A 26314-nucleotide genomic window follows, 5' to 3' on the forward strand; every position below is an offset into this window, starting at 1 on the left:
ATGCGAGACGTGACGAAACTGAACCATGGCTGGACCTTTGCCGAAGGCCATGCCGACCCCGCGGCGCCGCTGGAGGGCACCTCCGTCACCCTGCCGCATAATGCGGTGGACCTGTCCCTGACCTATTTCGACGAGGCGGATTTCCAGCGACCCTTCACCTATCAGCGCGTGATCGCGTGGGACGAGGCGTGGGCGGGCCGCCGGGTGCAGCTGCGGTTCGACGGGGCGATGGCCGACAATGTGGTCTGGGTGAACGGCGTGCAGGTCGTGGCCCATCCCGACGGCTACACGCCCTTCGTGGCGGATCTGACCGACCATCTGCGCCCGGGCGACAATCTGGTGACGGTGCAGATCGACGGGTCCGAGAACCCCGCCATCCCGCCCTTTGGCGCGCAGATCGACTATCTGACCTATGCGGGCATCTATCGCGATGTCTGGCTGATGGTGCGGCCTGAACGGCACCTGACCAATGCGCGCATCCTGACGCCCGACGCGCTGTCGGACGCGAAAACGGTCGTGATCCGCCCCGAGGTCACCGCCCCCGGCCTGGTGAGCGCCCGCCTGCTGGACGGCGCGCGTGAGATCGCAGCCACCGAAGGCGAGGGTGATCTGACCCTGTCGGGCCTGACCGGCCTCGGCCTCTGGTCCACCGACAGCCCGCAGCTTTACACGGTGGAGCTGACGCTGCCCGACAGCGGCGACGTGACCACGCACCGCTTCGGGTTCCGCACCGCGGAATGGACGCCGCAGGGCTTTCTGCTGAACGGCCAGCCGATGACGCTGCGCGGGCTGAACCGGCACCAAAGCTGGGCCCATCAGGGCTATGCTGCGGGCCGCCATGCGCAGGAACGCGACGCCGAGATCCTGCGCCATGATCTGGGCTGCAATATCGTGCGCACCTCGCATTATCCCCAAAGCAAGTGGTTCCTGGATCGCTGCGACGAGATCGGGCTCTTGGTCTTCGAGGAAATCCCCGGTTGGCAGCATATCGGCGACGAGGCCTGGCAGGACCGCAGCGTGGACAACGTCCGCGCCATGATCACCCGCGACTGGAACCATCCCAGCATCGTCATCTGGGGCGTGCGCATCAACGAGAGCCCGGACGATCACGACTTCTATACCCGCACCAACGCGCTGGCGCGGGACCTGGACCCGACGCGGGCCACCGGCGGCGTGCGCTGCATCACCGACAGCGAACTGCTGGAGGATGTCTATACGATGAACGATTTCATCCTGGACGAATCTGAGCTGCCGCTGATCAACCGCCCGCGCACCGCGCTGCGCGCGCCGGCAGAGGTCACCGGCATCAAGAAACCCGTCCCCTATCTGGTCACCGAATATAACGGCCACATGTTCCCGACCAAGGCGGGCGATCCCGAACTGCGCCAGATGGAGCATGTGATCCGCCATCTGGAGGTGCTGAACGCCGCCCATGGCGACCCGGCGATCTCGGGGTGCATCGGCTGGTGCATGTTCGACTACAACACGCACAAGGATTTCGGCGCGGGCGACCGCATCTGCCATCACGGCGTCATGGACATCTGGCGCGAGCCGAAATTCGCGGCCCATGCCTATGCCAGCCAGAAGCCGCCATCCGAGGGCATCGTCATGGAGCCGGTGACCTTCTGGGCGCGGGGCGAGCGCAATATCGGCGGCGTCCTGCCCTTGGTCATCCTGACGAATTGCGACGAGGTCGAGTTCGAATGCGCGGGCGTCACCCGCCGGGTCGGCCCCGACCGCGAGCGGTTCCCGCATCTGCCCCATCCGCCGGTCATCATCGACCACCGGCACCTGTCGCCCGAGGATCTGGGCCTCTGGGGCATGAGCTGGCATCCGGGCCGCATCACCGGATACTTGGACGGGGTCGCGGTCGCGCGGCGCGACTTTGCCGCCGATCCGCTGCCCACCAGGCTGCAGGTGGCTCCGGACCGGGACGCGCTGCCCGCCGATGCGGATATCGACCTGCGGGTGATCATCCGGGCGCTGGATCAGGCGGGGAACCGGCTGCCCTTCCTGCCGGGTTCGGTCTCGGTCGCGGTGGATGGGCCCGCGCGGCTGATCGGGCCGGAGCTGCGGCCCCTGCAGGGCGGCACGGCGGGGCTGATCCTGCGCCTGACGGGGGAAGCGGGCGCGCTGCGTGTGACCGCCCGCCATCCGCAATTCCCCATGGCCGAGGCGGTGATCCGCGTCACGCCAGACGCCTGACCGCCCACCAGCTGGCCGCCGCCATCACCCCGGCGGTGGCCAGGCACAGGGGCAGCCCGCCCAGCTGATAGCTGATCCCCGACAACAGCGTCCCCATCAGCCGTCCCGCCGCATTGGCCATGTAGTAAAAGCCCACATCCCGCGTGATCCGCTCGGCCTGCCCGAAGGCCAGGATCAGATAGGAATGGACCGAGGAATTGATCGCAAAGACATAGCCGAAGCCCAGCAGTCCCAGCACCAGTAGCCCGGTCAGCCAAGGCGCCGGATCGCCCGCGACCCATACCGCCAAGGCCAGCGCAAACGGGATCGGCACCAACATCCCCGCCCACCGGATCGCATCGCGGGTCACGGCGCCCTCGGGGCGGTTCGCGCCGCCCAGGATGCGCGGCGCCGCCGCCTGCACCGCGCCATAGAGTATGATCCAGGCCGCCATGAAGCCGCCGACCAGAAAGAACGCCTCGCGCCGGCCCTCGGCGGTGCCGTCCGACAGGACCGCCTGGAAATAGATCGGGATGCCCACGACGAACCACACGTCCCGCGCCCCGAACAGGAACATCCGCGCCAGCGACAGGCGGTTCACGCGAGGGTCCGACGACCGCCAGCCCGACCAGCTGTCCGCGCCCTTCATCCGCCCCGGCAGGCCCGGCGGCAAAAACAGCGCCACCGCCAGCAGGATCACCGCCAGCACCGCCGCCATCGCCCAGATCGCCGCCTGGAACCCCGCCAACGCCAACAGCGCCGCGCCCAGGAAAAAGCCCAGCCCCTTGACCGCGTTCTTGGACCCGGTCAGCGCCGCGACCCAACGGAACAGGCCCCCATCCGCAGGCGCCAGCACCTTGACCGCGGATTTCGACGACATCTTGGCCAGGTCCTTAGCCACGCCCGATGCCCCCTGCACCGCCATGACAAAGATCACCGAGGCCCCCACCGTCCAGCCCGGATTCAGCTGCGCCAGCGCCGCCAGCGCCGCGATCTGGATGCCCAGCCCCGCATAAAGCGTCGCCGCCAGCCCGAAGCGCGCGGCCAGCCAGCCCGCCGCCAGATTGGTCACGATCCCCGCCACCTCATAGAGCAGGAACAGGTATGCCAGCTGCACCGGCGAAAATCCCAGCCCATTGAAATGCAGAAGGACCAGCATCCTCAGCGCGCCGTCCGACAGCATGAAGGCCCAATAGGCCGCCGTCACCGCCGCATAGGCGCGCAAGCCATTCATGCCATGCGCTCCGCGACCATCCGGGCGATGTCCACCAGCCGGCAGGCATAGCCCCATTCATTATCGTACCAAGCGTAGATCTTCACCTGCGTGCCGTTCACGACCATGGTCGATCCCGCATCCACGATCCCGCTGCGCGGATCGTTGACGTAGTCGGTCGAGACCAGCGGCCGGGTCTCATATCCCAGGATGCCCGCCAGCGGTCCTTCGGCGGCAGCGCGCAGCAGGGCGTTGACCTCCTCGACCGTGGTCTCGCGTTCGACCTCGAAGACGCAATCGGTCAGCGAGGCGTTCAGCAGCGGCACCCGGATCGCATGGCCGTTCAGCCGGCCCGTCAGTTCGGGATAGATCAGGGTGATCGCGGTGGCGCTGCCCGTGGTCGTGGGGATCAGGTTCGCCAGCGCGGAGCGCGCGCGGCGCATGTCCTTGGCCGGGCGGTCCACGATGGTCTGGGTGTTGGTCACGTCATGGATCGTGGTGATGGAGCCGTGGCGGATGCCCAACCCCTCGTGGATGACCTTGACCACCGGCGCCAGGCAATTCGTCGTGCAGCTGGCCGCCGTCACGATGCGCTGGCTGCCGTCATAGAGGTCATGATTGATCCCATAGACCAGGTTCAGCGCATCGCCGTCCTTGACCGGGGCGCTGACCACGACGCGCTTCACGCCCGCCGCGAAATAAGGCTCGATCTTCGCCCCGGTCTTGAAGACGCCGGTCGCGTCGATGACCAGATCGACACCCTCCAGCGGCAGGGCCTCGATGGTCTTTTCCCGCGTCAGCGGGATGCGGTGCCCGTCCAGCACCAGCGCATCGCCATCGGCGGCGACCGGCACCGGCCAGCGGCCATGCACGCTGTCGAATTCCATCAGCAGGGCGTGCTGTTCGGCATCCCCGGCGATGTCATTGAGCAGCACGATCCGGTCGCCCATGCCTTGGTCAATCAGGCGGCGCAGGGCCAGCTTGCCGATGCGGCCAAGGCCGTTCAATGCGATGCGCGTCATTAGTCAGTCCTTTGCCTCGGCGTCGATCGCATCGACGCGGTTCTGCAGGGAAATGCGGTCCAGGCTGGCCATGGGCAGGGCCACGAAAGCCTCGATCCGGCGGCGCAGCGCGCCATAGGTTTGGGCAAAGACCAGCGCCTTTTCCGCATCCGTGCCCTCGGCCTTGACCGGGTCGGGCAGGCCCCAATGGCCGGTGATGGGCTGGCCGGGCCAGGGGGGACATTCCTCGGCCGCCGCCGTGTCGCAGACGGTAAAGACGAAATCCATCCGCGGCGCATCCGGGGCCTGGAATTCGGATAGATGCTTGGACCGCATCTGCGCGACGTCATGGCCGTTGCGCTCCAGCACCTCCAGCGCGAAGGGGTTCAGCCGGGTGCCGGGGCGGGTGCCCGCCGAATGGGCCGCAAAGCGCCCAGCCCCCAGATCGCGCAGCAGCGCCTCGGCAAAGATCGAGCGGGCGGAATTGCCCGAACAGATGAACAGGACGTGGAACATGTCGGCCATGGATCGTTTCCCCTGATGAACGGCGGATACCGGTTCGATAATTCGGGAATACAGGAAATAAGGCCCGCGTCCAATGACATTCCCATGACAGGGCGTGGCTCAGGTCGCCTGCGACAGGTTCACCCGCGCGATCAGATCCGCCGCGCTTTCCCGGCGTTCGGAATAGCGGTCGGTCAGCCATGCGGACCGGCCGCGCGTCAGCAGGGTGAAGCGGACCAGCTCCTCCATCACGTCGACGATCCGTTCATAGAGCGGCGAGGGGCGCATCCGCCCGGCCTCGTCGAATTCCTGAAAGGCCTTGGGGATCGAGGACTGGTTTGGGATGGTCAGCATCCGCATCCAGCGGCCCAGCACGCGCATCTGGTTCACCGCGTTGAAGCTCTGCGATCCGCCCGAGACCTGCATCACGGCCAAGGTCTTGCCCTGGGTCGGGCGCACCGCGCCGTCCGACAGCGGAATCCAGTCGATCTGGGTCTTCATCAGCCCGGTCATCGCGCCATGGCGTTCGGGGCTGGACCAGACCATGCCCTCGGACCAGGCGACCAGATCGCGCAGGGCGCGGACGCGCGGGTGGTCGGCATCGGCATTGTCATCGACCAGGGGCAGGCCCGCGGGGTCGAAGAACCGCACCTCGGCCCCCAGATGGGTCAGGATGCGCCCCGCCTCCTCGGCCGAGAGGCGCGAGAAGCTGCGTGCCCGAAGCGAGCCGTAAAGGATCAGGATGCGCGGCGCATGGCCGGGATCGGCGGCGGCGGGCAGGGTCAGGGCACCGGGCAGCAGGGTGCGGTCCAGGGCGGGCAGGTCGTCGGTCATCGTCTCTCCTCGGGCCAGCGGGTGCGGGTGCGGTTGGCAAGGGCCACCAGCGACAGCATCACCGGCACCTCGACCAGCACGCCGACCACCGTGGCCAGCGCCGCGCCGGAATTCAGGCCGAAAAGGCTGATCGCCACCGCCACGGCCAGTTCGAAGAAATTCGAGGTCCCGATCAGCCCGCAGGGCGCCGCGATCCGGTGCGGCACGCGCATGGCCCGGGCCGCGCCATAGGCGATGGCAAAGATCAGATAGCTCTGGATCAGGATCGGCACGGCGATCAGAGCGATGATGCCCGGCCGGTCCAGGATCGTCCGGCCCTGAAGGGCAAAGAGGATCGCCACCGTCGCGACCAGCCCGATCATCGACCAGGGCTTCACGCGGGCGGAAAACGCCGCGATCCGGGCAGGCGCGCGCAGCGCCCGGCGCGTCAGCAGCCCCGCAGCCAAGGGCAGCACGACATAGAGGATCGTGGCCAGGACCAGCGTATGCCACGGCACCGCGATATCGGTGACGCCCAGCAGCAGCGCCACAATGGGGGCGAAGGCCACCACCATGATCACGTCATTGACCGAGACCTGGACCAGCGTATAGGTCGCATCCCCCCGCACCAGCTGCGACCAGACGAAGACCATCGCCGTGCAGGGCGCCGCCCCCAGCAGGATCAGGCCCGCGATATATTGCTGCGCGTCCTCGGGTGCGATCCAGGGGGCGAAGACATGGTCGAAGAACAGCACCGCCAGCAGCGCCATGGTAAAGGGCTTGATCAGCCAGTTGACCGCCAGCGTGATCAGCAGGCCGCGCGGCTGGCGCGCCACGCCCGCCACCGCGCCCAGGTCCACATTGACCATCATCGGATAGACCATCGCCCAGATCAGCACCGCGACGACCAGGTTGATCGAGGCGATCTCGGCCCCCGCCACGGCCTGGACCAGCCCCGGCGCGACGGCCCCGATGGCCAGCCCCGCCAGCATGGCCAGCCCGACCCACAGCGTCAGCCAGCGCTCGACGGGGCCCAGGGGGTCGGATGCCGCGGTCATGGGATGCGTCCTCGGGATGGGGTCAGCAGGCGCAGGCGATCTCGTCCAGCACCGGCTGGCAGAGATCGGCACGGCCGCCGCAGCAATCCTCCATCAGATAGGACAGAAGGCCGCGCATCGTCTCCATCCGGGCGAAATAGCGGATCGACCGCCCCTCGCGCAGGGACCGGATCATCCCGGCCGAGGTCAGGATGGTCAGGTTGTTCGACAGGGTGTTGGGCAGCATGCCCAGATCCTGGGCGATGTCGCCCGCGGCCATGCCGGCGGGACCGGCGCGCACCAGCAGGCGAAACACCTCGATCCGCCGGTCATGGGCCAGGGATGCGAGGGCGGCGAGGGCGTCAGACTTTTCCATCTTTCCCGATTATCGGAAATGATCCCCCGCGGCAAGGGGGGCGCGGTCGATCATGTAGCGGGTCTCGGACCGCCAGACCTGGCCGGGATGGCCCGCGATGCCCTCAGCGGGGAAATGCCCGCCATCATAGACCTGCAGCCCCGGCGCGGTGGTCAGCACCCGCAGCCGCAGATCGGGCGCCTGCAGACAGGCCACCTGGCGCAGCGGCCGCGGCCCGTCCGACAGGCAGAGGCAATGGTCGATCCCCTGATCGTCCAAGGCCCGCGGCGCGCGCATATCGAACCGCGTCCCCGCGACCGGCGCGGGGGCCGAGGGCAGGGGCAGCTTGCCTTCGTCCACCGGCAGGTAGCGGTCGGCATCCACCTGCAGGCGCTGATCGGCCCGCCCGCCGGGCGAGAGGGTCCAATATCCGTGATGCGTCAGGCTGCAGGGGGTGGCGCGCGTCGCCGTGGCCTGCAGGGCCACGATCATGCCCGCCCCCTCCGGCCCGTCGATCAGCGACAGCCGCGCCACCGCCTGCATGGCGCCGGGAAACCCCGCCTCGCCATCCGCGAAATCCAGCGCCATGGTGACGTGATCCGGCCCCGCATCCGCGATCCGCCACACCCGCAGCGAGGCGCCGTTCGGCCCGCCATGCAGGCAGGCATCGGCCTCGTTCGCCGCCAGCCGATGATCGCGCCCCGACAGGCGGAACCGCGCGCCCGCGATGCGGTTGGCGAACCGCCCGACGATCGCGCCGACATGGATGAAGCGGTCCAGATAGGCCGCCGGATCGGGATGGCCCAGGACCAGCGGATGGTCCACGCTCGCCATCCGCAGGTCCTGGACGATGGCCCCCAAGGTGATAACCCGCGCCGTCAGCCGCCCCGCCCGCAGCGTGACGCCCCCCACCATGCGCCCGTCGGGCAGCCTTGCCATGTCGTCCATCCCGCCTGCTTGGCCACCCGATGCAAGATCAAAGCGCGGGGCGGGCGGGGGCGCAAGGGGTCAGCTTTGATCCGCCTCGGCGCGGGTCAGGCGATCCTCGATCCGGCGATAGGCGGCCAGCAGCCGGTCCGAGAACTGGCCCGGCGCGAATTCGTGATGCCCCGAATGGGCCGCGCAGAGCCAGCGCAGGTCCCGCGTCATCGCCGCCAGCCCGTGCAGCCAGTCGCGGAAATCCCGCACCGCCCCCGCCCGCGGCAGCAGCGCCTTCGGCAGGGTCGGGTGCAGAAAGACCCGCGGCGTGGGAAAGATCCGCCGCAGCAGGCGCGGCACCGGCAGCAGGTTGATCGTGTCATCGACATGCAGCACCCGGCTGGCGGGGTGCCAAGCCAGAACCGATCCGGCATGGACACGCTCGTTCCGGGTGACCAGGTCGATGCCGCGGGGCTGGGTCAGGACCAGGTCATCGGCGAAGATCTCGGCCAGTTCCGGGCTTTCGACGGGTTCGGGGCGCCAGTCCAGGTCGGGATGGCGCAGCCGGTGGCGATGCGTGCCGTAAAGCGCGGCATGGGGGAAATCCTGCGCGATGGCGGCGCAATGCAGGGTGTGGAACGGGTGCAGGTTCAGCACCGCCTTCAGCGCGCGGCCCTGATCGGTCAGCGCCATGACCCGGTCGCGGACCTCGCCCTTCAACGGATAGCTGTCCAGCATCACGAAACCGCCGGATTTCAGCGCGACCAGCCCCGCCTGCGTGCCGACATTCAGCACCCCCCCGATCCGCAGATCGCCGCGGATCGTCCAGAAGCCGTGACCCAGATCATGCAGCATGCGTATCCCTTTCCGTGGTGTCAGGCGCCGGGGGGCGTGCCGAAATCGCGCCCCTCGGGTTCGGGCTGGCGGGTGTCGCGACAGATCTGGCGCAGGGCGGGCTTCAGCCCCTCGACCTGCGTCGGATGATAGAAGGGCAGGGACAGCAGCCCCGACGCCGTGGCCCCCGACTGGATCGACCAGGCCAGCAGATGGGCCATCGTCTCGGCCCCCGGACAGCAGAGATCGGCCCCGGTCAGCACCCCGTCCGCATCGGCATAGAGCGTGACGGCCCCTTCGGCCCGCGCCTCGACGCGGGCGCGGCCCTGATCCGAATAATCGGCATGGCCGCAGATCGCGCCATCGCCCGGATCCGCGCCCAAGGTCGCCATGGGCGGGTCGATGAAGGTCATCGCGAATTGCAGGCTGCGTTCGGCCGGGGTCACCTCGGGCCAGCGGGCGGCGTTGCGGCCTGCTATGGCGCCCTCGGTCGATGCCTCGTGCAGCAGGGTGCGGTCGGCATCCGCATCGCCCGCGATGAAGATCGCCGCATCGCCGCATTGCATGGTCGCGGGGTCGAATTCCGGTGTGCCGTGATCGTCCAGTGCCAGGCCCGTGCGGTCCAGGTCCAGCCCGTCGAGGTTGGGCGGGCGGCCCGTGGCGACCAGTACATGGCCAAAGACCTGATCGCCCGTGCTGTCGCCGGTCCAGCGGATGGCGATGCCGTCGGGATGGGCGCGGGCCTCGACCTCGACACCCAGGCACAGGGTCACGTCGCGGGCGACGGCCTGGCGGATCGCGTCATGGACCCTGTCGCAGCGTGCCTTGCCGAGCCGGTCGCCCTGATCGAAGAGAGTGACCCGGACGCCCAGCCTGCCCATGGCCTGCGCCATCTCCAACCCGATGGGGCCCGCGCCGATCACGGCCAGGCTTTCGGGCAGGTCGGGCAGGTCGAACAGCGTCTCGTTCGTCAGGATGCGCGGCCCCAGGTCGCGGAAGGGCGGCGGGACCGCGGCGACCGAGCCCGTGGCGATCACCACCGCCCGCGCCGCGATCACCCGCCCGTCCGACAAAGCCAGCCGGTCCGCGGCCAGAAACCGCGCGCGCGCCCGCAGCATCGTGCCCGCCGGCAGGTCCTGCAGCGATTCCCGCGTCGCCGCGGCAAAGCGGTCGCGTTCGGACCGGACCCGCGCCATCACCGCCGCCCCGTCGATCATCACGGTGCCGGGATGGATGCCGAAGACCGGCGCGCGGTCCAGCGCATGGGCGGCATGGGCGGCCGCGATCACCAGCTTGGACGGCATGCAGCCGGTATTGGCACAAAGCGTGCCTCGGAAATCCGGGTCGATCAGCAGGGTGCGGGCCCCGTCCTTGCGCGCGGCGCGTTCGGCCGCAAGGCCCGCGCTGCCTGCGCCGATGATCGCCACGTCGCAGGTCAGGTCGGGGTCTCGGGTCATGGCGCGGCCTTCTATGGGATGTCCGACCCCAACCGCCGCCGCCCCGCGCGCGTTCCCGCCCGCGACATCGCGCCCGATGCGATGACGTGACCGTGATGGGCGGTCAGATATCCTGGGCGGCGGCCAGGCCCTTGGCGATGATCGGCCCGGTCGGCCGCCCGGTGGGCGATCCGCCCGCAGGCTCCAAAGTGATCTCGTAGAGCTGCGCGTCGCTCGGGGCGGGCAGGTCCGGCCAGGCCAGGCGCGCGGATCGCGGCGCGTCCAGCACCCCGAGCGACATCGGCCCCATCTCCTCCGAGGGCAGGGTCCAGGCCTGGATCGTGCTGCCCGGCGGCACCTCGACATCCGAGACGAAGCGGATCTGGGCCCGGTCATTGCCGTAATCTTCGATGATGGCGCGGGGGCGGCCGTCATCGTCCAGCAGGACCGCGACCACCACCGGGTCGGGGCCGGGCCGCTGCATCGCGCCGCCAAAGCCCAGTAGGACCCCCAAGGCCAGACCGGCCGCCAGCCCCAGCCAGCGCCGCGCGGGACGCGGGCCCATCGTGTCATTGGCCGCCAAGGGCGCGGTCGGGTCGGGCAGGACCGATCCGGCGCGGGCCGCGTCCTGGGCGGTATCCGCGATGATCGCGCGCAGCCTGTCGCGGAAGCCCTCGGGCAGGTCGGCGGGGGCCGCCGACAGGTCCAGCGGCAGCAGCCGGTCGCGCATCCGCGCCACGCGGGCGGCCAGCGCGGGGTCGGCGGCCATCATCGCCTCGAACAGCTCGGCCTCGGGCGGGGTCAGCAGGCCCAGGACGAAATCATCGGCATAGCCGGCCAGGTCGTCGCGGATCACGGTCATGACAGGCACTCGCGCAGGGATGCCAGGCCGCGCCGGATCCAGGATTTCGCGGTCCCCAAGGGAACGCCCTGACGTTCCGAGATCTCGCCATGGCTGTAGCCCGCCACATGGGCCAGAAGGATCGCCCGCCTGCTGAGATCGTCCAGCGCGTCCAGGCATTCGCCAAGCCGCCCCGACCCGGCCAGCAGCCGCCAGCCATCGTCGGGGACCAGATCCTGGCGGGCCTCCTGCAGGCGGGTCAGGTCCTCGGGCGGCAGGCTGGACAGGCGCGCGCCGTCGCGCAGGATGGTCAGGCAGCGGTTGCGCAGCACCGCATAGATCCAGCCGCGCGCCGTGCCTTGGTCGCGGTTCTGCTGGGCGGCCTTGCGCCAGACCAGCACCATCGCGTCCTGCAGCGCCTCCTCGGCCAGGTCGTGGCGCTGCAGGATGCGCCGGGCCACGCCCAGAAGCTGCGGCCCCTCCAGGTCCAGGATGATGTCGATGCCGCCCGGATCACCTGCGACGCAGGCGGCCAGCGCCTGGTCCAGCCTGCGGCTGCGCGTGGATGCGTGGTCGGTCACGGCGTCCCCCGTCAGTCCCCGATCTCGGGCATTGGTTCGGGCGCATCCTGCCGCTCGCGCGCCGGGGTTGCAACCGCCCCCCGCCGGGATCGCGCGAAATTTTCCTGCATCCGTTTTCCCCGTCCCTGCGTCCCCATGACAGGAGCGGCCGGATCGCCGCTCGACAGTCGACGAACAGAAAGGAAGTTTTCCATGTTTCGCCTTGCTGCACTTTCGACCTCGGCCCTGGCCCTGTCGATGACCGCCGCCGTCGCCGCCACCGGCGTCGGCCTGACCGATGACCGCACCCTGGTCATGTTCGACACCGAGACCCTGGAGGTCACCGGCACGATGGAGGTCGAGGGCGTCGACCGCCTGCTGGGCATCGACATGCGCGCCGCCGATAACAGCCTGATCGGCGTGACCGACGACATGCGCATCGTCACCATCGACACCGCCTCGGGCGCGGCGACCGAACTGTCGGTCATGGACACGCCCCTGCCGGTCGCCGACCAGCCGGTGATCGTGGACGTGAACCCCGCCGCCGACCGCCTGCGCCTGATGACCGGCGTGACCAACCACCGCGTCAACATGGACACGGGCGAGGTCACCGCGGACGGCGACCTGAACTGGGCCGCCGAGGACGAGAATTCCGAAGCCATGCCCATGTCCGTGGCCACCGGCTATACCAACAGCTTCGGCACCCCGGAATCGACCGCGATGTACAACATCGATGCGGGCATCGGCGCGCTGATCCGCCAGACCGCCCCCAATGACGGCACGCTGGCGACGGTCGGCATGCTGGAGGTCGCCGAACCCGGCGCCGAGATGGCCTTTGACATCCAGGGCGATGCCGATGGCAACAACATGGCCTGGTTGGTCACCGGCAATGCCATCTATTCCGTCGATCTGGACAGCGGCATGGCCACCCAGGCCGGCCAGATCGAAGGCGTCGAGGGCCAGATCCGCGACCTGACGGTCCTGCCCGCGATGTGATCGCATCCCCGTCGATGTTCCCTGACTGGCGCGCCCCCCGTGGCGCGCCATTTTTCATGGCCGCCGCCGCGATTGACTTCGTTGCATCTGCAACGGTATCCTGGCCCCGACCCTCAGGAGGTGCGCCATGACCCGTCCCGCCTACATGCCCGGCTTCGGCAACGACTTCGAGACCGAGGCCCTGCCCGGCGCGCTGCCGCAGGGCCAGAACAGCCCCCAGAAATGCAATTACGGTCTTTATGCCGAACAGCTGTCGGGCACGGCCTTCACCGCGCCGCGGGGCCAGAACGAACGGACCTGGTGCTATCGTATCCGCCCCTCGGTCCATCATGTCGGCCGGTTCGCGCCCATCGACATGCCGCATTGGAAGACGGCGCCGAACGTGGTTCCGAACCTGTCCAGCCTGGGGCAATACCGGTGGGACCCGATTCCCGTGCCCGATGAACCGCTGACCTGGATCACCGGCATGCGGACCATGACCACGGCGGGCGACGTGAACACCCAGACCGGCATGGCCGCCCATGTCTATCTGGTCACCCGCTCGATGGAGGATGAATATTTCTTCTCGGCCGATGGCGAATTGCTGGTCGTCCCGCAGGAGGGGCGGCTGCGCTTCTGCACTGAGCTGGGCGTCATCGACCTTGAGCCGAAAGAGATCGCGATCATCCCCCGCGGCCTGGTCTACCGCGTCGAGGTGCTGGATGGTCCCGCCCGGGGCTTTGTCTGCGAGAATTACGGCCAGAAGTTCGACCTGCCCCATCGTGGGCCCATCGGTGCGAATTGCATGGCCAATCCGCGCGACTTCAAATGCCCCACCGCCGCCTTCGAGGATCGCGAGGTGCCGTCCCGCGTCACGGTCAAATGGTGCGGCCAGTTCCACGAGACCCGGATCGGGCACAGCCCGCTGGACGTGGTGGCCTGGCACGGCAATTACTGCCCCTACAAATACGACCTCAGGACCTATTCGCCGGTCGGCGCGATCCTCTTCGATCATCCCGACCCGTCGATCTTTACCGTGCTGACCGCGCCATCGGGGCAGGAGGGGACGGCCAATATCGACTTCGTGCTGTTCCGCGAACGCTGGCTGGTGGCGGAACACAGCTTCCGCCCCCCTTGGTATCACAAGAACATCATGTCGGAACTGATGGGCAACATCTATGGCCAGTATGACGCGAAGCCCCAAGGCTTCGCGCCCGGATCGGTCAGCCTGCACAACTGCATGCTGCCCCACGGCCCCGACCGCGACGCCTTCGAGGGCGCCAGCAATGCCGAGCTGACGCCCCACAAGCTGGACCAGACCATGTCCTTCATGTTCGAGACCCGCTTTCCCCAGCACCTGACCGAATGGGCCGCGCGCGAGGCGCCGATGCAGCCCGACTATGTCGATCTGTGGCAAGCGCTGGACAAGAAGTTCGACGGCACGCCGGGGGTCAAGTGATCGGCCCGATCCCCTGCCGCGTCGCATCGGCCAACCGGCCCGACGGGCCCTTTCCGCTGAACAACCTGCCCTATGGGGTCTTCTCGGACGGGGGCGCGCCGCGCTGCGGGGTGGCGATCGGCGACATGATCCTGGATCTGGCCGCCTGCGCCGATCGCGGGCTGATCGCGGATGCGGGCTGTTTCGGGGCGGGGGCGCTGAACGGCTTCATGGCGCGGGGGCGGGCGGAATGGGACCGGGTGCGCGCGGCCCTGACCGCGCTGCTGGGCCAGGGGGGGCAGGGCGACCTGCCCTTGGTGCCGATGGCCGCGGCGCGGATGCACCTGCCCTTTGCGGTGGCCGAGTTCACGGATTTCTACGCCTCGCGCCACCATGCCTTCAACGTGGGCTGCCTGTTCCGCGACCCGCAGAACGCGCTACCGCCGCAATGGGACCACCTGCCCATCGGCTATAACGGGCGGGCATCCTCGGTCGTGGTGTCGGGGACCGACATCCACCGGCCGATGGGCCAGCTTCGCGGGCCCCAGGGGCCGCGCTTCGAACCCACCGCCCGCCTGGACCTGGAGCTGGAGCTGGGCGCGGTGATCGGCGCCGACAGCCCCTTGGGCGCGCGGATCGGCGTGGACCGGGCCGAGGACATGATCTTCGGCTATGTCCTGCTGAACGACTGGTCGGCGCGCGACATCCAGGCCTGGGAATACCAGCCCCTGGGCCCGTTCCAGGCCAAGGCCTTCGCCACCACCATCGGCGCCTGGATCGTCCCCCAGGCCGCGTTGGAGCCGTTCCGCCGCCGCGGCGCACAGCGCCAGGCGCCGCTGCTGCCGCATCTGCAGGACCCGCGTCCGGGCTTTTACGACCTGCAGATGGGCTGGTCGCTGAACGGGCAGGTGATGGCGCGGGTGAACCATTCGGTGATGTCCTGGTCCGCCGCCCAGCAGCTGGCCCATCACGCCAGTTCGGGCTGCCCGATGCGGGTGGGCGACCTGCTGGGATCGGGCACGATCTCCGGGCCCGGCCCGGATCAGGTCGGCGCCCTGCTGGAGATGACGCGCGGCGGCGCCGAACCCGTCACCGTCGCCGGCCAGACCCGCCGCTTTCTGGAGGATGGCGACCGGGTGGACCTGTTCGCCCATGCGCATGGCGCGGGCTACCGGATCGGCTTTGGCCCCTGCACCGGGCGCATCCTGCCCGCGCTGCCCGATCACGGCCCTTGCCCGGAGGCGGCGGGCGGCCTATCTTGACTAAGTCCCCCGGACTAAGTCACGAGGCCGCCATGAAGACCGTGAACATCCACGAAGCCAAGACGAACCTGTCCCGCCTGGTCGAGGCCGCCGTCCAGGGCGAACCCTTCGTCATCGCCCGCGCCGGCCGCCCGATGGTCAAGGTCGTCCAGATCGACAGCCCCGCCCCCACCCGCATCGGGTTCCTGGACGGCGCCTATGCCATCCCCGACGATTTCGACCGGATGGATGCCGACCGGATCCGCGCGATGTTCGACGGCCCGGCGTGAACTATCTGATCGACACGCATCTGCTGCTCTGGGCGGCCTTCGGGGCGGACCGCCTGCCCGACCGGGCGCGCGCGATCATGGCGGAGCCGCGCCACCGGCTGTGGTTCTCGGCCGCCTCGATCTGGGAGGTGTCGATCAAGCGCGCGCTGGACCGGCCCGATTTCCGCGTCGATCCCGGCGTGCTGCGCGCGGGGCTTTTGTCCAACGACTATCACGAGCTGCCGGTCGAGGGGCGGCACTGCCTGGCGCTGACCGCGCTGCCGGCGCTGCATTCGGACCCGTTCGACCGGATGCTGCTGGCCCAGGCCATCACCGAGGGGCTGATCCTGTTGACCGCCGACCGCGCCATCGGCCGCTATGGCGGCCCGGTCGAGATGGTCTGATCGCGCCTTTACGCGGCAGGGCGCATCCCCCATTCTGACCCCGGCAGGAGGAGGCCCCATGACCATCGATTTCACCCTGGACGCCGATCTGGAGGCGATCCGCCGCCGCACGCGCGCCTTTGTCGAGACCCGCATCCTGCCGGTGGAGGCCGACCGCTCGGCCTGGGACGCCCATGACAACATCGCCGAGGCGCCCCTGCGCGCGCTGCGCGCCGAGGCCCGGGCCGAGGGGCTGTGGTGCCCGCAGGTCCCGCGCGATCTGGGCGGGATGGGGCTGACCGTCTCCGGCCGCGCGGTCATGTATGAGGAGGCCAACCGCTCGATCTTTGGGCCCGCCGTCTTCAACTGCGCCGCCCCCGATGACGGCAACATGGACATCCTGGCCCGCGTGGGCAGGCCCGATCAGCAGGCGCGCTGGCTGGCGCCCTTGGTCACGGGGGATGTGCGGTCCAGCTTCGTGATGACCGAACCCGCGCCCGGCGGCGGGTCCGATCCCGGCATGATCGGCACCACCGCCACCCGCCATGGCGATGTCTGGCGCGTCACCGGCCGCAAATGGTTCATCACCGGGGCCGAGGGTGCCGCTCATTTCATCCTGATCGCCCGCACCGATCCCAACCCCGAGGAACGCCGCCGCCACCTGACGGCCTTTCTGTTCCACCGCGACCAGCCCGGCTGGCGCATCCTGCGCCGCATCCCCATCATGGGCCCCGAGGAACATGGCGGCCATTGCGAGCTGGCATTCGACGGGCTGAAGATCCCCGACGAGAACCGCCTGATGGGCGTGGGCGACGGGCTGAAGGTGACCCAGATCCGCCTTGGCACCGCGCGGCTGACCCATTGCATGCGCTGGCTGGGCTTGGCGAAACGCTGCATGGCCGAGGCGCAGGCCTATGTCGACGCGCGCGAGGGCTTCGGCATCCGCCTGGCCGACCGGGAATCCGTGCGGCTGATGCTGGGCGGCGTGGCGCTGAACATCCAGATCGGGCGGCTGCTGACGATGAACGCCGCCGCCGCGCTGGATCGCGGCAGCCATGCCCGCAAGGAGGTGTCCATGGCCAAGCTGCATGTCGCCGACACGCTGCATCAGGCCGCGGATGTGGCGATCCAGCTGAACGGCGCGCGGGGATACAGCCGCGACACGGTGCTGGAATGGATCTATCGCTATGCGCGCCAGGCGCGGCTGGTCGATGGCGCCTCCGAGGTGCATCGGATGGTGCTGGCCGATGCCTATGCGCGCGAGGGCGACGATTTCTGGGGCTGGGGCGCATGAGCCTGACGGGAAATCCGGCGCTGGACGGCTGGCTGGCCGATGCGCTGGACATGCCCGGCGCGCGGGTCGTGGCCGCCGACAAGCTGTCGGGCGGCGCGATCCAGGAAAACTGGGCCGTGACGGTGGCCACGGGCGCGTCCAGCCGCCGCCTGGTGATCCGCCGCGACGCCCCCGCCACCATCGCCGCCAGCCGAAGCCGGGCCGAGGAATATGCCCTGATCGCCGCCGCCCACCGGGCCGGGGTGCGGGTGCCCGAACCCTTGGGCTTCTGCGCCGATCCGGCGGTCATCGGCGCGCCCTTCGCGGCGATGGCCTGGGTCGAGGGCACGGGATACGGCCCCAAGGTCGTGCGCGACCTGACCCTGGGCGGCGACCGGCTGGCCTTGGGGCGCGAGCTGGGCCGCCAGATGGCGCTGATCCACGCGATCCGCCCCGATGCCGCGCTGGCCCGCATCCTGGGGCCGCGCCCGGCCGATCCGGCCCGGGACGCGGTCGCGGTCCTGCGGGGCTGGCTGGATGCACGGCCCGCGCCCCGCCCGGGCCTGGAATGGGCGCTGCGTTGGGCGGAACGCCACGCCCCCCCGCCGGACCGCGTGACGCTGACCCATCAGGATTTCCGCAGCGGCAACGTGCTGATCGACGCGGACGGGCTGACCGCCGTGCTGGATTGGGAATTCGCCGCCTGGTCGGACCCGGCCTGCGACATCGGCTGGTTCTGCGCACGCTGCTGGCGGTTCTCGCGCCCGGACCTGGAGGGGGGCGGCATCGCCCCACGTTCCGCCGTGCTGGAGGGATATGCCGCGGCCGGCGGCACCGTCCCCGACCCCGACCGCATCCGCTGGTGGGAGGTGATGGCCCATGCCCGATGGGCGGTCATCGCGTTGCAGCAGGGCGACCGCCATGCGGGCGGGGCGGAACCCTCGCTGCATCTGGCGCTGACCGGGCGGATCGCCGATGTGCTGGAATACCAGCTGCTGCGCATGACCGCGCCAGAGGCCGCATGAGCGACGCGCTGGACCTGATCGCCACAGCCGAGGCGCTGCTGCGCGACGCCGTCGCGCCGGGCGGCTCTGATGCGCGCTATCACGCGCTGCTGGCCGCCAATGCCTTGGCCATGGCGCGGCGCGAGCTGTCATCCCCCCCGCCCGCGCCCGACCATGCCGACCCGGCGGCGATCCGGGCGGGCCGCCATGACGGGGACCGCGCGCTGCATGACCGCCTGCTGCGGGATGCCCGCCGCCGCGCCTGGATCGCCGACCCCGACGCGGTGGACCGGGACTGATCGGATGCGCGAACTGACCCTGCGCCAGGTCGAGGTCATCCGCGCGGTGATGATCGCGGGCACGATCCAGGGGGCGGCGAACCTGCTGAACGTCTCGGCCCCCGGCATCAGCCGCCTGGTCAAGCATACCGAGGAGGGGCTGGGCCTGCGCCTTTTCGAACGGCGGGCAGGGGTCTTCGTGCCTGCCCCGGAGGCGCATGCGATCTTTGCGATGATCGAACAGGTCCACCGCCAGATGGAGAACCTGAACGCCGCCGTGGGCGCCATGCAGAAAGGGCGCGACTTCACCCTGTCCTTCGCCTCGGCCCCCTCGATCGCGCAGTTCATCACCGCGCGGGTGATCCGGGGCCTGCGCACCCGCCTGCCGGATCTGGACATCGCGCTGGACATCCTCAAGATCGAGGAGACGCTGGACTATCTGCTGCTGGAACGGGGCGAGATGGTCATCATGTCATCTGCCCTGGACAATCCCGCGGTCGAGAACACCCCCCTGGGCGAGGGCCGCATCATCGCAATCATGCCCGAGGGCCACCCGCTGGCGGCCAAGGGCGTGGTCTCGATCCACGATCTGGTGCGCCATCCCTTCGTAGGGGTGGACCGGGCCGATCCCTATGGCCGCATCCTGGCCCGCCCGCTGGAGGATGCGGGCCTGAACCCGCGCTATGCGATGCGCGGCCGCTTTGCCCAGACCATCGTCAGCCTGGTCCGCCACGGCCTGGGGGTCGCGGTCATCGACGAATTCTCGGTGGCCGAGGTCTATATGCCCGGCCTGGTCCGCAGGCCCCTGCTGGAGCCCGCCTCGATCACCGCCTGGTCGGTCACCAAGCGCGGCCGCGCCCTGTCCAGCTTTGCCGAGACGACCATCGGGCTGTTCCGCCGCGAACTGGCCCGCGCCCGCGCGCGCGACCGGTGGGACGATTAACCCGATGTTACGATGGCGATCATATCGGTATTTGCTGTTACATCTGTCCTTTGCCATTCTTCCCCGGTATCCCTGAGAGGACAGGGACCGCATTCACTGGGAGGTTTTTCATGCGTCACACTCTGGGCGGCATCATCGCCGCACTGGCGATCTCGGCCACGCCGGCCCTCGCCGATTTCCCCGAACGCGAGATCCAGGGCATCATCCAATGGGGTGCGGGCGGGTCGACCGACGTGGTCAGCCGCGCCGTCGCACCCCATGCCGAGGCCGTCCTGGGCCAGCGCATCATCATGCAGAATGTCACCGGCGGCGTGGGCGCCATCGGCCTGAACCAGGCGGAACGCGCGGCGGCCGACGGCCACACGCTGCTGTTCGGGGCGGAAAACCCGCTGCTCTACAAGGTGATGGGGCTGGGCCAGAAGGATTATTCGGATTTCGTGCCGATCAACATCCTGGCGCGCGGCATCCCGATCATCGTGACCCGCCCGGACGCGCCCTTCGACACCTTCCCCGAACTGATCGCCTATATCGAGGAAAATCCGGGCGAACTGCGCTTTGGCTCGACCGGGCCGGGGGGGCTGCCTTCGGTGGTCACGGCGATGATCAACGACAAGACGCCCATCGACGTGACGGCCGTGCCCTATGACGGCGACGGCCCGGCGCTGACGGCGCTGCAGGGCGGCGCGGTCGACGTGATGCCCGCCGTGCTGGGCGCCGCGATCGAGGCGATCCGCGCGGGCAACCTCAAGCCTATCGCGATCTTCGACACCGAGCGGGTCGAGCAGCTGCCCGACACCCCCGCCATCACCGAGACCAATCCCGAATTCGCCGAGCTGCTGCCCTGGGGTCCGTTCTTCGGCATCTTCGCCAAGGCCGGCACGCCCGACGACGTGGTCGAGACGCTGACCGACGCCTTCCAGACCGGTGCCGCGAACGAGGATTTCCTGTCGCTGATGGACGGGCGCGGCTTCCGCATGCTGTCGCTGTCGGGCGACGAGGCGCAGTCCTTCCTGGACGACTGGCAGCGCCAGACCGCCTGGATCCTGTGGGATGCGGAGATCGCCCGCAATTCGCCCGAGGATTTCGGGATCGAGCGTCCCTGATCCGGCCCGCGGGCGGCGGCTGACCCGCCGCCCCAACCCCACCCCTGGAAGGAGCCGCCGATGGACCCCCATCCGCGCCGCCCCGGCGAGATCGTCTTCACCCTGTTCCTGCTGGCCGCCAGCCTAGGCCTTCTGTGGTCGGCCTATGGCATCGCGGGGTTCGAGGCGCTGTCCTCGCCCGGTGCGGTGCCCATGGCCACGACCGCGATCATGGTCATCGCGGCGATCATGGTGCTGGTCCATACGCTGCGCCGCCCGGCGGGCAGCACCCAGACCGTCGCGCGCCACATCCTGCCCCTGTCGGTGGTGGTGACCATCGCGATGATCCTGGGCTATGCGCTGCTGCTGCGGCCCTTGGGCTTCATCCCCACATCGGTGCTGTTCCTGGCGGTGCTGGTTCGGTTCCTGTCGCGGCGGTCGATCCTGTTCTGCGCGGTGGTCTCGGTGGGGACGGTCACGCTGATCTGGCTGATCTTCCGCATGGTGTTTTCGGTGCTGATGCCGGCGGGGATCTTCCCCGAGGCCCGTATCGTCGCCTTCATCACCCAGCTTTTCTGAAGGGGCCGTCATGGACATCCTGTCGAACCTGCTGATGCCGCTGACGCATCTGGACCTGCTGTTCCTGATCGGGGCAGGGACCTTTGCGGGCATCTATGTCGGCGCGATCCCCGGCCTGTCGGTGACGATGGCCGTGTCGATCCTGATCTCGTTCACCTTTGCCTGGGACGTCTATCCGGCGCTGGCGCTGATGATCGGCATCTATATGGGCGGGGTCTATGGCGGATCGCGCACGGCGATCCTCTTGAACATCCCCGGCGCGCCATCGGCCATCGCGACCGCCATGGACGGCTTTCCCCTGGCCCAGAAGGGCCGCGCGGGCGAGGCGATCGGCATTGTCACGGTCGTGTCCTTTATCGGCGGCTTCATCGGCATCGCGGCCTTGGCGGCCCTTGCCCCGGTCCTGTCGGATTTCGCCCTGCGGTTCCAGCCGCGCGACTTCATGCTGCTGGCGATCATGGGCATCCTGCTAGTCGGATCGCTGTCGGGCGGCAGCCTGACCAAGGGCGTCTTCGCCGGTGCCCTGGGCGTGGGGATCGGCGCGGTTGGGATGGACCCGCTGACCGTGCAGGACCGCTTTGTCTTCGGCATCGACGAATTGCGGGGCGGGATCTCGTTCGTGGCGGTGATGATCGGCATGTTCGGCGTGTCCGAGGCGCTGATGCAGCTGCACAATGTCCACACCCCCGCCGTCCGGCAGAAGATCTCGGGTATCATCCCCAGCTGGGCCAAGGTCCGCAAGCACCTGCCCCTGGGCCTGCAGAGCGCGACCATCGGCACCGTCGTGGGCGCGCTGCCCGGCACGGGCGGCGACATCGCCTCGCTGATGGCCTATGATCAGGCCAAGCGCGTCACCCGCAACCCCGAGACCCCCTTCGGCGAGGGCGCGGTCGAGGGCCTCGTCGCCCCCGAGGCCGCCAACAACGCCGCCGTCGGCGGGGCCTTCATCCCGATGATGACGCTTGGCATTCCGGGCGATGCGGTGACCGCCATCATGATCGGCGCGCTGTTCATCCACGGGCTGAACCCCGGCCCGATGCTGATGATCGAACAGCCCAACATGTTCTGGTTCATCGTCGGATCGCTGATGCTGGCCAATTGCTTCATGCTGATCTTCGGCCTGACGGGCATCCGCCTGTTCGTGAAGGTGGTCGAGCTGCCGCGCACCGTCCTTCTGCCGGTGATCCTGGTCCTGTCCATCGTCGGCGCCTATGCGATCAACAACAGCCTGACGGATGTCTACTGGATGCTGGGCTTCGGGGTGCTGGGCTATTTCATGCGGCTCTACGGCTATCCGCTGGCCCCGGTGATCCTGGGGGTGATCCTGTCGCGGCTGCTGGACGACAACTGGCGCCGCGCGATCATCAGCACGCGCGAGGATTTCGGCGCGATGATGATGGGCATTTTCACCAGCCCGCTGTCGCTGACGCTGCTGGCCGCCGTGGTGATGATCCTGGTGACCAATTCCCCTTGGTGGGCGCGCTGGCGGGGGCGGAGATGAAGGACCTGACCATGACCGACACGATCCAGCTGGGGCTGATCGGCGACAATATCGCCGCATCCCAATCGCCGCGCCTGCACCGGCTGGCGGGGGCGCAGAACGGGCGCACCGTGCGCTATGACAGCCTGATCCCGCGGCAGGAGGGGCTGGATTTCGACGCGCTCTTCGCGCGCTGCGCGGCGGGCGGGTATCGCGGCATCAACGTGACCTATCCCTATAAGGAGGTCGTGGCGGGGCGCCTCAGGATCGACGATCCGCTGGTCGCGGCGATCGGGGCCTGCAACACGGTCCTGTTCGGCGAAGGCCGTCCGCGCGGCTTCAACACCGATTATTCGGGCTTCGTCGCGGCCTATCGCCGGGTGCGGGGCGACAGGGCGCCGGGGGCGGTCCTGATGATCGGGGCGGGCGGCGTGGGCCGCGCGGTGGCCTTCGGGCTGGTCGCGCTCGGCGCGTCCCAGATCCGCATCGCCGACCGCGACCCCGCCAAGGCCGAGGGGCTGGCGGATGCCCTGCGCGCGGCGCGTCCCGACCTGTCCGTGGTGACGGGCACGGATGCCGCCGCCATGGCGCCCGGCGCGGCGGGGCTGATCAACGGCACCCCCGTCGGCATGGTCGGCTATGACGGCACGCCCTTGGCCGCCCCGCTGATGGCGGGCGCGGCCTGGGCCTTCGACGCGGTCTACACGCCGGTGGACACGCAGTTCCTGAACGATGCCGCGGCGGCGGGGCTGGACATCATCTCGGGCTACGAGCTCTTCATCGGGCAGGGGGTGGATGCCTGGGCGATCTTCACCGGCCTGCCCTTGGACCAGGCCCGGCTGCGCGCCGATCTGGCCGCGGGGCGCGACGCATGAGGACCTCGATCGCCACGGTCACCCTGTCGGGCACCCTGCCCACCAAGCTGGCCGCCATCGCCGCCGCCGGCTTCGACGGGATCGAGATCTTCGAGCAGGATTTCCTGGCCTCCGACTTCACCCCGGAGGAGGTCGGCCGCATGGTCCGCGACCACGGGCTGGAGATCACGCTGTTCCAGCCCTTCCGCGATTTCGAGGCCCTGCCCGAACCGCATCGCGCCCGCGCCTTTGCCCGCGCCGAACGCAAGTTCGAACTGATGAACCAGCTGGGCACCGACCTGATGCTGGTCTGTTCCTCGGTCCATCCGCAGGCCCAAGGCGGCATCGACCGCATGGCGCAGGATTTCAGCGACCTGGGCGATCTGGCCGAACGCCACGGCGTCCGCGTGGGATACGAGGCGCTGTGCTGGGGCCGCCACGTCTTCGACCATCGCGACGCATGGGAGGTGGTGCGCCGCGCCGACCATCCCCGCATCGGGCTGATCCTGGACAGCTTCCACACCCTGAGTCGCGGCCTCGACCCGGAGACGATCCGCGCCATCCCGGGCGACCGGATCTTCTTTGTCCAGTTGGCCGATGCGCCGGCGATCCCGATGGACCTGCTCTACTGGTCGCGCCATTTCCGCAACATGCCGGGCGAGGGGGACCTGGATGTCGCGGCCTTCCTGCGCGCGGTGCTGGCCACCGGCTATGACGGGCCGCTGAGCCTGGAGATCTTCAACGACCAGTTCCGCGCGGGCCTGCCTCGCATGGTAGCCCAGGATGGCCATCGCAGCCTGATCGCGCTGATGGACCAAGTGGGCGCGACGCCCCCCCTGCCGCCCCCGGCCCCGGTCGAGCGGGTCGAGTTCATCGAATTCGCCACCAGCCCCGACGAGGCCCCCGCGCTGGAGGGCCTGCTGACCAGCATCGGCTTCGACCGGGCGGGCCGTCACGTGACCAAGCCGGTCAGCCTGTGGCGGCAGGGGGCGATGAACGTGCTGGTCAATACCGATGCGACGGGGTTCGCGCATTCCTCCTTCGTGGCCCATGGCACCACCGTGTCCGAGATCGCGCTGATGGTCCCCGATGCGCGCAGCGCCCATGCCCGCGCCACCGCCCTGCTGGCCCAGCCCCATGAACAGCCCGCCACACCCGGCCAGCTGTCCATCCCCGCGATCCGGGGCGTGGGCGGCAGCGTGATCCGACTGCTGGACGGCGCGTCCGACCTGTCGCGCATCTGGGAGGTGGATTTCCGCGCCGATCCGCCCGGCGCGGGCGCGGGCATCACCGGCATCGACCATCTGGGCCAGACCATGGCCTATGACGAGATGCTCAGCTGGTCGCTGTTCTACACGGCGATCTTCGCGGGGGAAAAGGCGCCGATGGTCGATGTGGCCGATCCCGACGGGCTGGTGCGCAGCCAAGCGATCCGCGCGGGCGGGCTGCGCGTCACCCTGAACGGGGCCGAGGCGCGCCATACCTTGGCCGGGCGCTTCATCGAGGACAGCTTCGGCGCCTCGGTCCAGCATGTGGCCTTTGCCAGCGACGACATCTTCGCCACCGCCCGCGCGCTGGAGGGGCGGGGCTTCCGCCCGCTGCGGATCGGCGCGAACTATTATCGCGACGCGCAGGCGCGGTTCGGGCTGGACGATGCGCTGACCGCCCGGCTGCAGGCGGCCAACGTCATGTATGACGAGGATGCCGAGGGGCGGTTCTTCCAGCTCTACAGCGAGCCGCGGGCGGACGGGTTCTTCTTCGAGATCGTCCAGCGGCAGGGCGGCTATGCGGGCTATGGCGCGCCGAACGCGCCCTTCCGCATCGCCGCGCAGAAACGCGCCGCCCGCCCCGCAGGGATGCCGCGCCGCTAGGCCCCCCGATGCATCAGCCGCACCAGCAGGTCCAGCCCCGCATCCGGGGGCTGGGCCTGCCTGCGGGTGATGCCCACCGACCCGGTCATCGCGCCTGTCCCGGTCGGCCATTCGGCCAGCGACCCATCCGCGATCCCGTCCGCCACCACCCCGCGCGAGATGAACCACAGCGCGTCCGACCGCTCCAGGATGGCGCGGCCCACGGCGGGGGCGGCGGTCTCGAAGGCCGGGCGCAGGCGCAGGTCGCGCGCGGCCAGGTAATCGTCGACCGCGGGCCGGATCAGCGCCGATCGCGGCGGCAGGATCACGGGCGATGCCGCCAGCGCATCGGCCAGCGCCCGCCCCGCCATCGGATGCCCCGCGCGCGAGACGACGGCCACCGGCTCGTCATAGAGATGGTCGAAGCGCAGCCCCGCCATGTCCCCCGATGCGGGCATCCGCCCGATCATCAGCGCGATCCCCCCCTCGCGCAGCAGGGCGATCAGGTGGGAATGGGGCCCGGTCTCGACCGCCAGGGTGACCTGCGGGGCCAGGCCTGCGAATTCCAGCGCCACGCGCGGGAACAGCCGCGCCGCCACCGTCGGCAGCACCCCCACCGACAGCCGCCCCCGGCCCGCGGATGCAGCGCCGCCGCCCCCGCCTCCAGCATCTGCAGCGCGCGGGCGGCATGGTCGCGAAAGAGCGTGCCCTCATCCGTCAGGACCAGCCGTCGCCCCTCGCGCCGGAACAGCGGGCGGTCCAGCAGCGCCTCCAGCTCTGCCAGACTGCGGCTGAGGGCGGGCTGGGTCAGGCCCTGCGCGCGGGCCGCCGCCGTCAGGCTGCCCTGCGCGGCGATGTCCAGAAAGACGCGCAGATGGCGCAGCTTGATCGCGGGATGCATGACGGTCCGGTTATGGATCAGGGATGATTTTGCATTATCAGGGGTGGTTTCACCCTGCTAAGGTTATG

27 protein-coding genes and 1 pseudogene are annotated in these 26314 nt (G+C 69.5%); 15 read left to right on the plus strand and 13 right to left on the minus strand.

The genetic code is table 11. From position 1 onward, the window contains the following. Complete coding sequence (locus tag JHW48_RS17320) at positions 1–2205, plus strand: glycoside hydrolase family 2 protein (RefSeq protein WP_119887321.1); 2205 nt, start codon at positions 1–3, stop codon at positions 2203–2205. On the opposite strand, the gene arsJ is transcribed toward JHW48_RS17320, so the two are convergent. The 11 genes and pseudogenes from arsJ to JHW48_RS17375 form a co-directional block, all read right to left on the minus strand. Then, entirely contained in the window at positions 2189–3418 is a 1230-nt protein-coding gene (arsJ, locus tag JHW48_RS17325; RefSeq protein ID WP_119887316.1) for an organoarsenical effux MFS transporter ArsJ, read from the minus strand. The genes JHW48_RS17320 and arsJ overlap by 17 nt on opposite strands. After that, positions 3415–4419, minus strand: a complete 1005-nt coding sequence (locus JHW48_RS17330; RefSeq protein ID WP_119887317.1) for an ArsJ-associated glyceraldehyde-3-phosphate dehydrogenase — start codon at positions 4417–4419, stop codon at positions 3415–3417. The genes arsJ and JHW48_RS17330 overlap by 4 nt, the downstream gene beginning before the upstream one ends. Before the next feature lie 3 nt (positions 4420–4422). Next, positions 4423–4911, minus strand: a pseudogene (locus JHW48_RS17335) (arsenate reductase ArsC); the annotation flags it as partial. A 111-nt stretch (positions 4912–5022) separates the two neighbouring features. Then, positions 5023–5736 (minus strand): arsenical resistance protein ArsH, encoded by a 714-nt coding sequence (gene arsH, locus JHW48_RS17340; RefSeq protein ID WP_119887318.1) that lies wholly within the window; start codon positions 5734–5736, stop codon positions 5023–5025. After that, positions 5733–6773 carry an ACR3 family arsenite efflux transporter gene (gene arsB, locus JHW48_RS17345; protein ID WP_119887319.1) on the minus strand — a complete coding sequence of 347 codons (1041 nt, stop codon included), beginning with the start codon at positions 6771–6773 and terminating at the stop codon, positions 5733–5735. The genes arsH and arsB overlap by 4 nt, the downstream gene beginning before the upstream one ends. Positions 6774–6795: 22 nt before the next feature. Further along, the gene (locus JHW48_RS17350) at positions 6796–7128 is read right to left on the minus strand and encodes an ArsR/SmtB family transcription factor (RefSeq protein ID WP_119887320.1); all 333 of its coding nucleotides are present in this window, start codon (positions 7126–7128) and stop codon (positions 6796–6798) included. A 9-nt stretch (positions 7129–7137) separates the two neighbouring features. Beyond that, positions 7138–8046 (minus strand): aldose epimerase family protein, encoded by a 909-nt coding sequence (locus tag JHW48_RS17355; protein ID WP_272835904.1) that lies wholly within the window; start codon positions 8044–8046, stop codon positions 7138–7140. Between the two features lie 69 nt (positions 8047–8115). After that, positions 8116–8880, minus strand: a complete 765-nt coding sequence (locus tag JHW48_RS17360) for a hypothetical protein (RefSeq protein WP_119887664.1) — start codon at positions 8878–8880, stop codon at positions 8116–8118. 20 nt (positions 8881–8900) lie between these two features. Next, complete coding sequence (locus JHW48_RS17365) at positions 8901–10316, minus strand: dihydrolipoyl dehydrogenase (protein ID WP_119887665.1); 1416 nt, start codon at positions 10314–10316, stop codon at positions 8901–8903. 103 nt (positions 10317–10419) lie between these two features. Next, positions 10420–11157 (minus strand): anti-sigma factor, encoded by a 738-nt coding sequence (locus tag JHW48_RS17370; protein ID WP_119887666.1) that lies wholly within the window; start codon positions 11155–11157, stop codon positions 10420–10422. After that, on the minus strand, positions 11154–11717 hold the full coding sequence (locus JHW48_RS17375) for a sigma-70 family RNA polymerase sigma factor (RefSeq protein WP_240637968.1): 564 nt from the start codon (positions 11715–11717) through the stop codon (positions 11154–11156). The genes JHW48_RS17370 and JHW48_RS17375 overlap by 4 nt, the downstream gene beginning before the upstream one ends. 192 nt (positions 11718–11909) lie before the next feature. Between JHW48_RS17375 and JHW48_RS17380 the strand changes: the two genes are divergently transcribed. From JHW48_RS17380 to JHW48_RS17445, 14 genes are all read left to right on the plus strand, one after another. Next, a complete protein-coding gene (locus JHW48_RS17380; protein ID WP_119887667.1) occupies positions 11910–12692 on the plus strand; it encodes a DUF4394 domain-containing protein in 783 nt (260 codons plus the stop codon). 127 nt (positions 12693–12819) lie between these two features. Next, positions 12820–14130, plus strand: a complete 1311-nt coding sequence (gene hmgA / locus JHW48_RS17385) for a homogentisate 1,2-dioxygenase (protein WP_119887668.1) — start codon at positions 12820–12822, stop codon at positions 14128–14130. Then, a complete protein-coding gene (fahA, locus tag JHW48_RS17390; RefSeq protein ID WP_419182430.1) occupies positions 14127–15371 on the plus strand; it encodes a fumarylacetoacetase in 1245 nt (414 codons plus the stop codon). The genes hmgA and fahA overlap by 4 nt, the downstream gene beginning before the upstream one ends. A gap of 32 nt (positions 15372–15403) precedes the next feature. Continuing rightward, positions 15404–15640, plus strand: coding sequence for a type II toxin-antitoxin system Phd/YefM family antitoxin (locus tag JHW48_RS17395; RefSeq protein WP_119887353.1), 237 nt, complete (start codon positions 15404–15406; stop codon positions 15638–15640). After that, positions 15637–16023 carry a type II toxin-antitoxin system VapC family toxin gene (locus JHW48_RS17400; RefSeq protein WP_119887354.1) on the plus strand — a complete coding sequence of 129 codons (387 nt, stop codon included), beginning with the start codon at positions 15637–15639 and terminating at the stop codon, positions 16021–16023. Before JHW48_RS17395 ends, JHW48_RS17400 begins: the two co-directional genes overlap by 4 nt. A 64-nt stretch (positions 16024–16087) precedes the next feature. Further along, complete coding sequence (locus tag JHW48_RS17405; RefSeq protein WP_119887361.1) at positions 16088–17296, plus strand: acyl-CoA dehydrogenase family protein; 1209 nt, start codon at positions 16088–16090, stop codon at positions 17294–17296. Next, positions 17293–18300, plus strand: coding sequence for a phosphotransferase family protein (locus JHW48_RS17410; protein ID WP_205961970.1), 1008 nt, complete (start codon positions 17293–17295; stop codon positions 18298–18300). The genes JHW48_RS17405 and JHW48_RS17410 overlap by 4 nt, the downstream gene beginning before the upstream one ends. Continuing rightward, the gene (locus JHW48_RS17415) at positions 18297–18578 is read left to right on the plus strand and encodes a hypothetical protein (protein WP_119887355.1); all 282 of its coding nucleotides are present in this window, start codon (positions 18297–18299) and stop codon (positions 18576–18578) included. The genes JHW48_RS17410 and JHW48_RS17415 overlap by 4 nt, the downstream gene beginning before the upstream one ends. Before the next feature lie 4 nt (positions 18579–18582). Next, a complete protein-coding gene (locus JHW48_RS17420; protein WP_119887356.1) occupies positions 18583–19500 on the plus strand; it encodes a LysR family transcriptional regulator in 918 nt (305 codons plus the stop codon). Between the two features lie 110 nt (positions 19501–19610). Continuing rightward, positions 19611–20603, plus strand: a complete 993-nt coding sequence (locus JHW48_RS17425) for a tripartite tricarboxylate transporter substrate binding protein (RefSeq protein WP_119887357.1) — start codon at positions 19611–19613, stop codon at positions 20601–20603. 60 nt (positions 20604–20663) lie between these two features. Beyond that, on the plus strand, positions 20664–21161 hold the full coding sequence (locus JHW48_RS17430; protein WP_119887358.1) for a tripartite tricarboxylate transporter TctB family protein: 498 nt from the start codon (positions 20664–20666) through the stop codon (positions 21159–21161). Between the two features lie 10 nt (positions 21162–21171). After that, positions 21172–22662, plus strand: coding sequence for a tripartite tricarboxylate transporter permease (locus JHW48_RS17435; protein ID WP_119887359.1), 1491 nt, complete (start codon positions 21172–21174; stop codon positions 22660–22662). 11 nt (positions 22663–22673) lie between these two features. Further along, a complete protein-coding gene (locus JHW48_RS17440; RefSeq protein ID WP_170152344.1) occupies positions 22674–23516 on the plus strand; it encodes a shikimate dehydrogenase family protein in 843 nt (280 codons plus the stop codon). Further along, a complete protein-coding gene (locus tag JHW48_RS17445) occupies positions 23513–25366 on the plus strand; it encodes a bifunctional sugar phosphate isomerase/epimerase/4-hydroxyphenylpyruvate dioxygenase family protein (RefSeq protein ID WP_119887360.1) in 1854 nt (617 codons plus the stop codon). The genes JHW48_RS17440 and JHW48_RS17445 overlap by 4 nt, the downstream gene beginning before the upstream one ends. Here JHW48_RS17445 and JHW48_RS17450 read toward each other — a convergent pair. Further along, positions 25363–25962 (minus strand): LysR substrate-binding domain-containing protein, encoded by a 600-nt coding sequence (locus JHW48_RS17450; RefSeq protein ID WP_272835905.1) that lies wholly within the window; start codon positions 25960–25962, stop codon positions 25363–25365. The two genes, JHW48_RS17445 and JHW48_RS17450, sit on opposite strands and share 4 nt — an antisense overlap. After that, complete coding sequence (locus tag JHW48_RS17455; RefSeq protein ID WP_272835906.1) at positions 25848–26246, minus strand: LysR family transcriptional regulator; 399 nt, start codon at positions 26244–26246, stop codon at positions 25848–25850. Before JHW48_RS17455 ends, JHW48_RS17450 begins: the two co-directional genes overlap by 115 nt. Positions 26247–26314 lie beyond the last annotated feature (68 nt).

Source organism: Paracoccus aestuarii (assembly GCF_028553885.1).
Taxonomy (GTDB): Bacteria; Pseudomonadota; Alphaproteobacteria; order Rhodobacterales; family Rhodobacteraceae; genus Paracoccus; species Paracoccus aestuarii.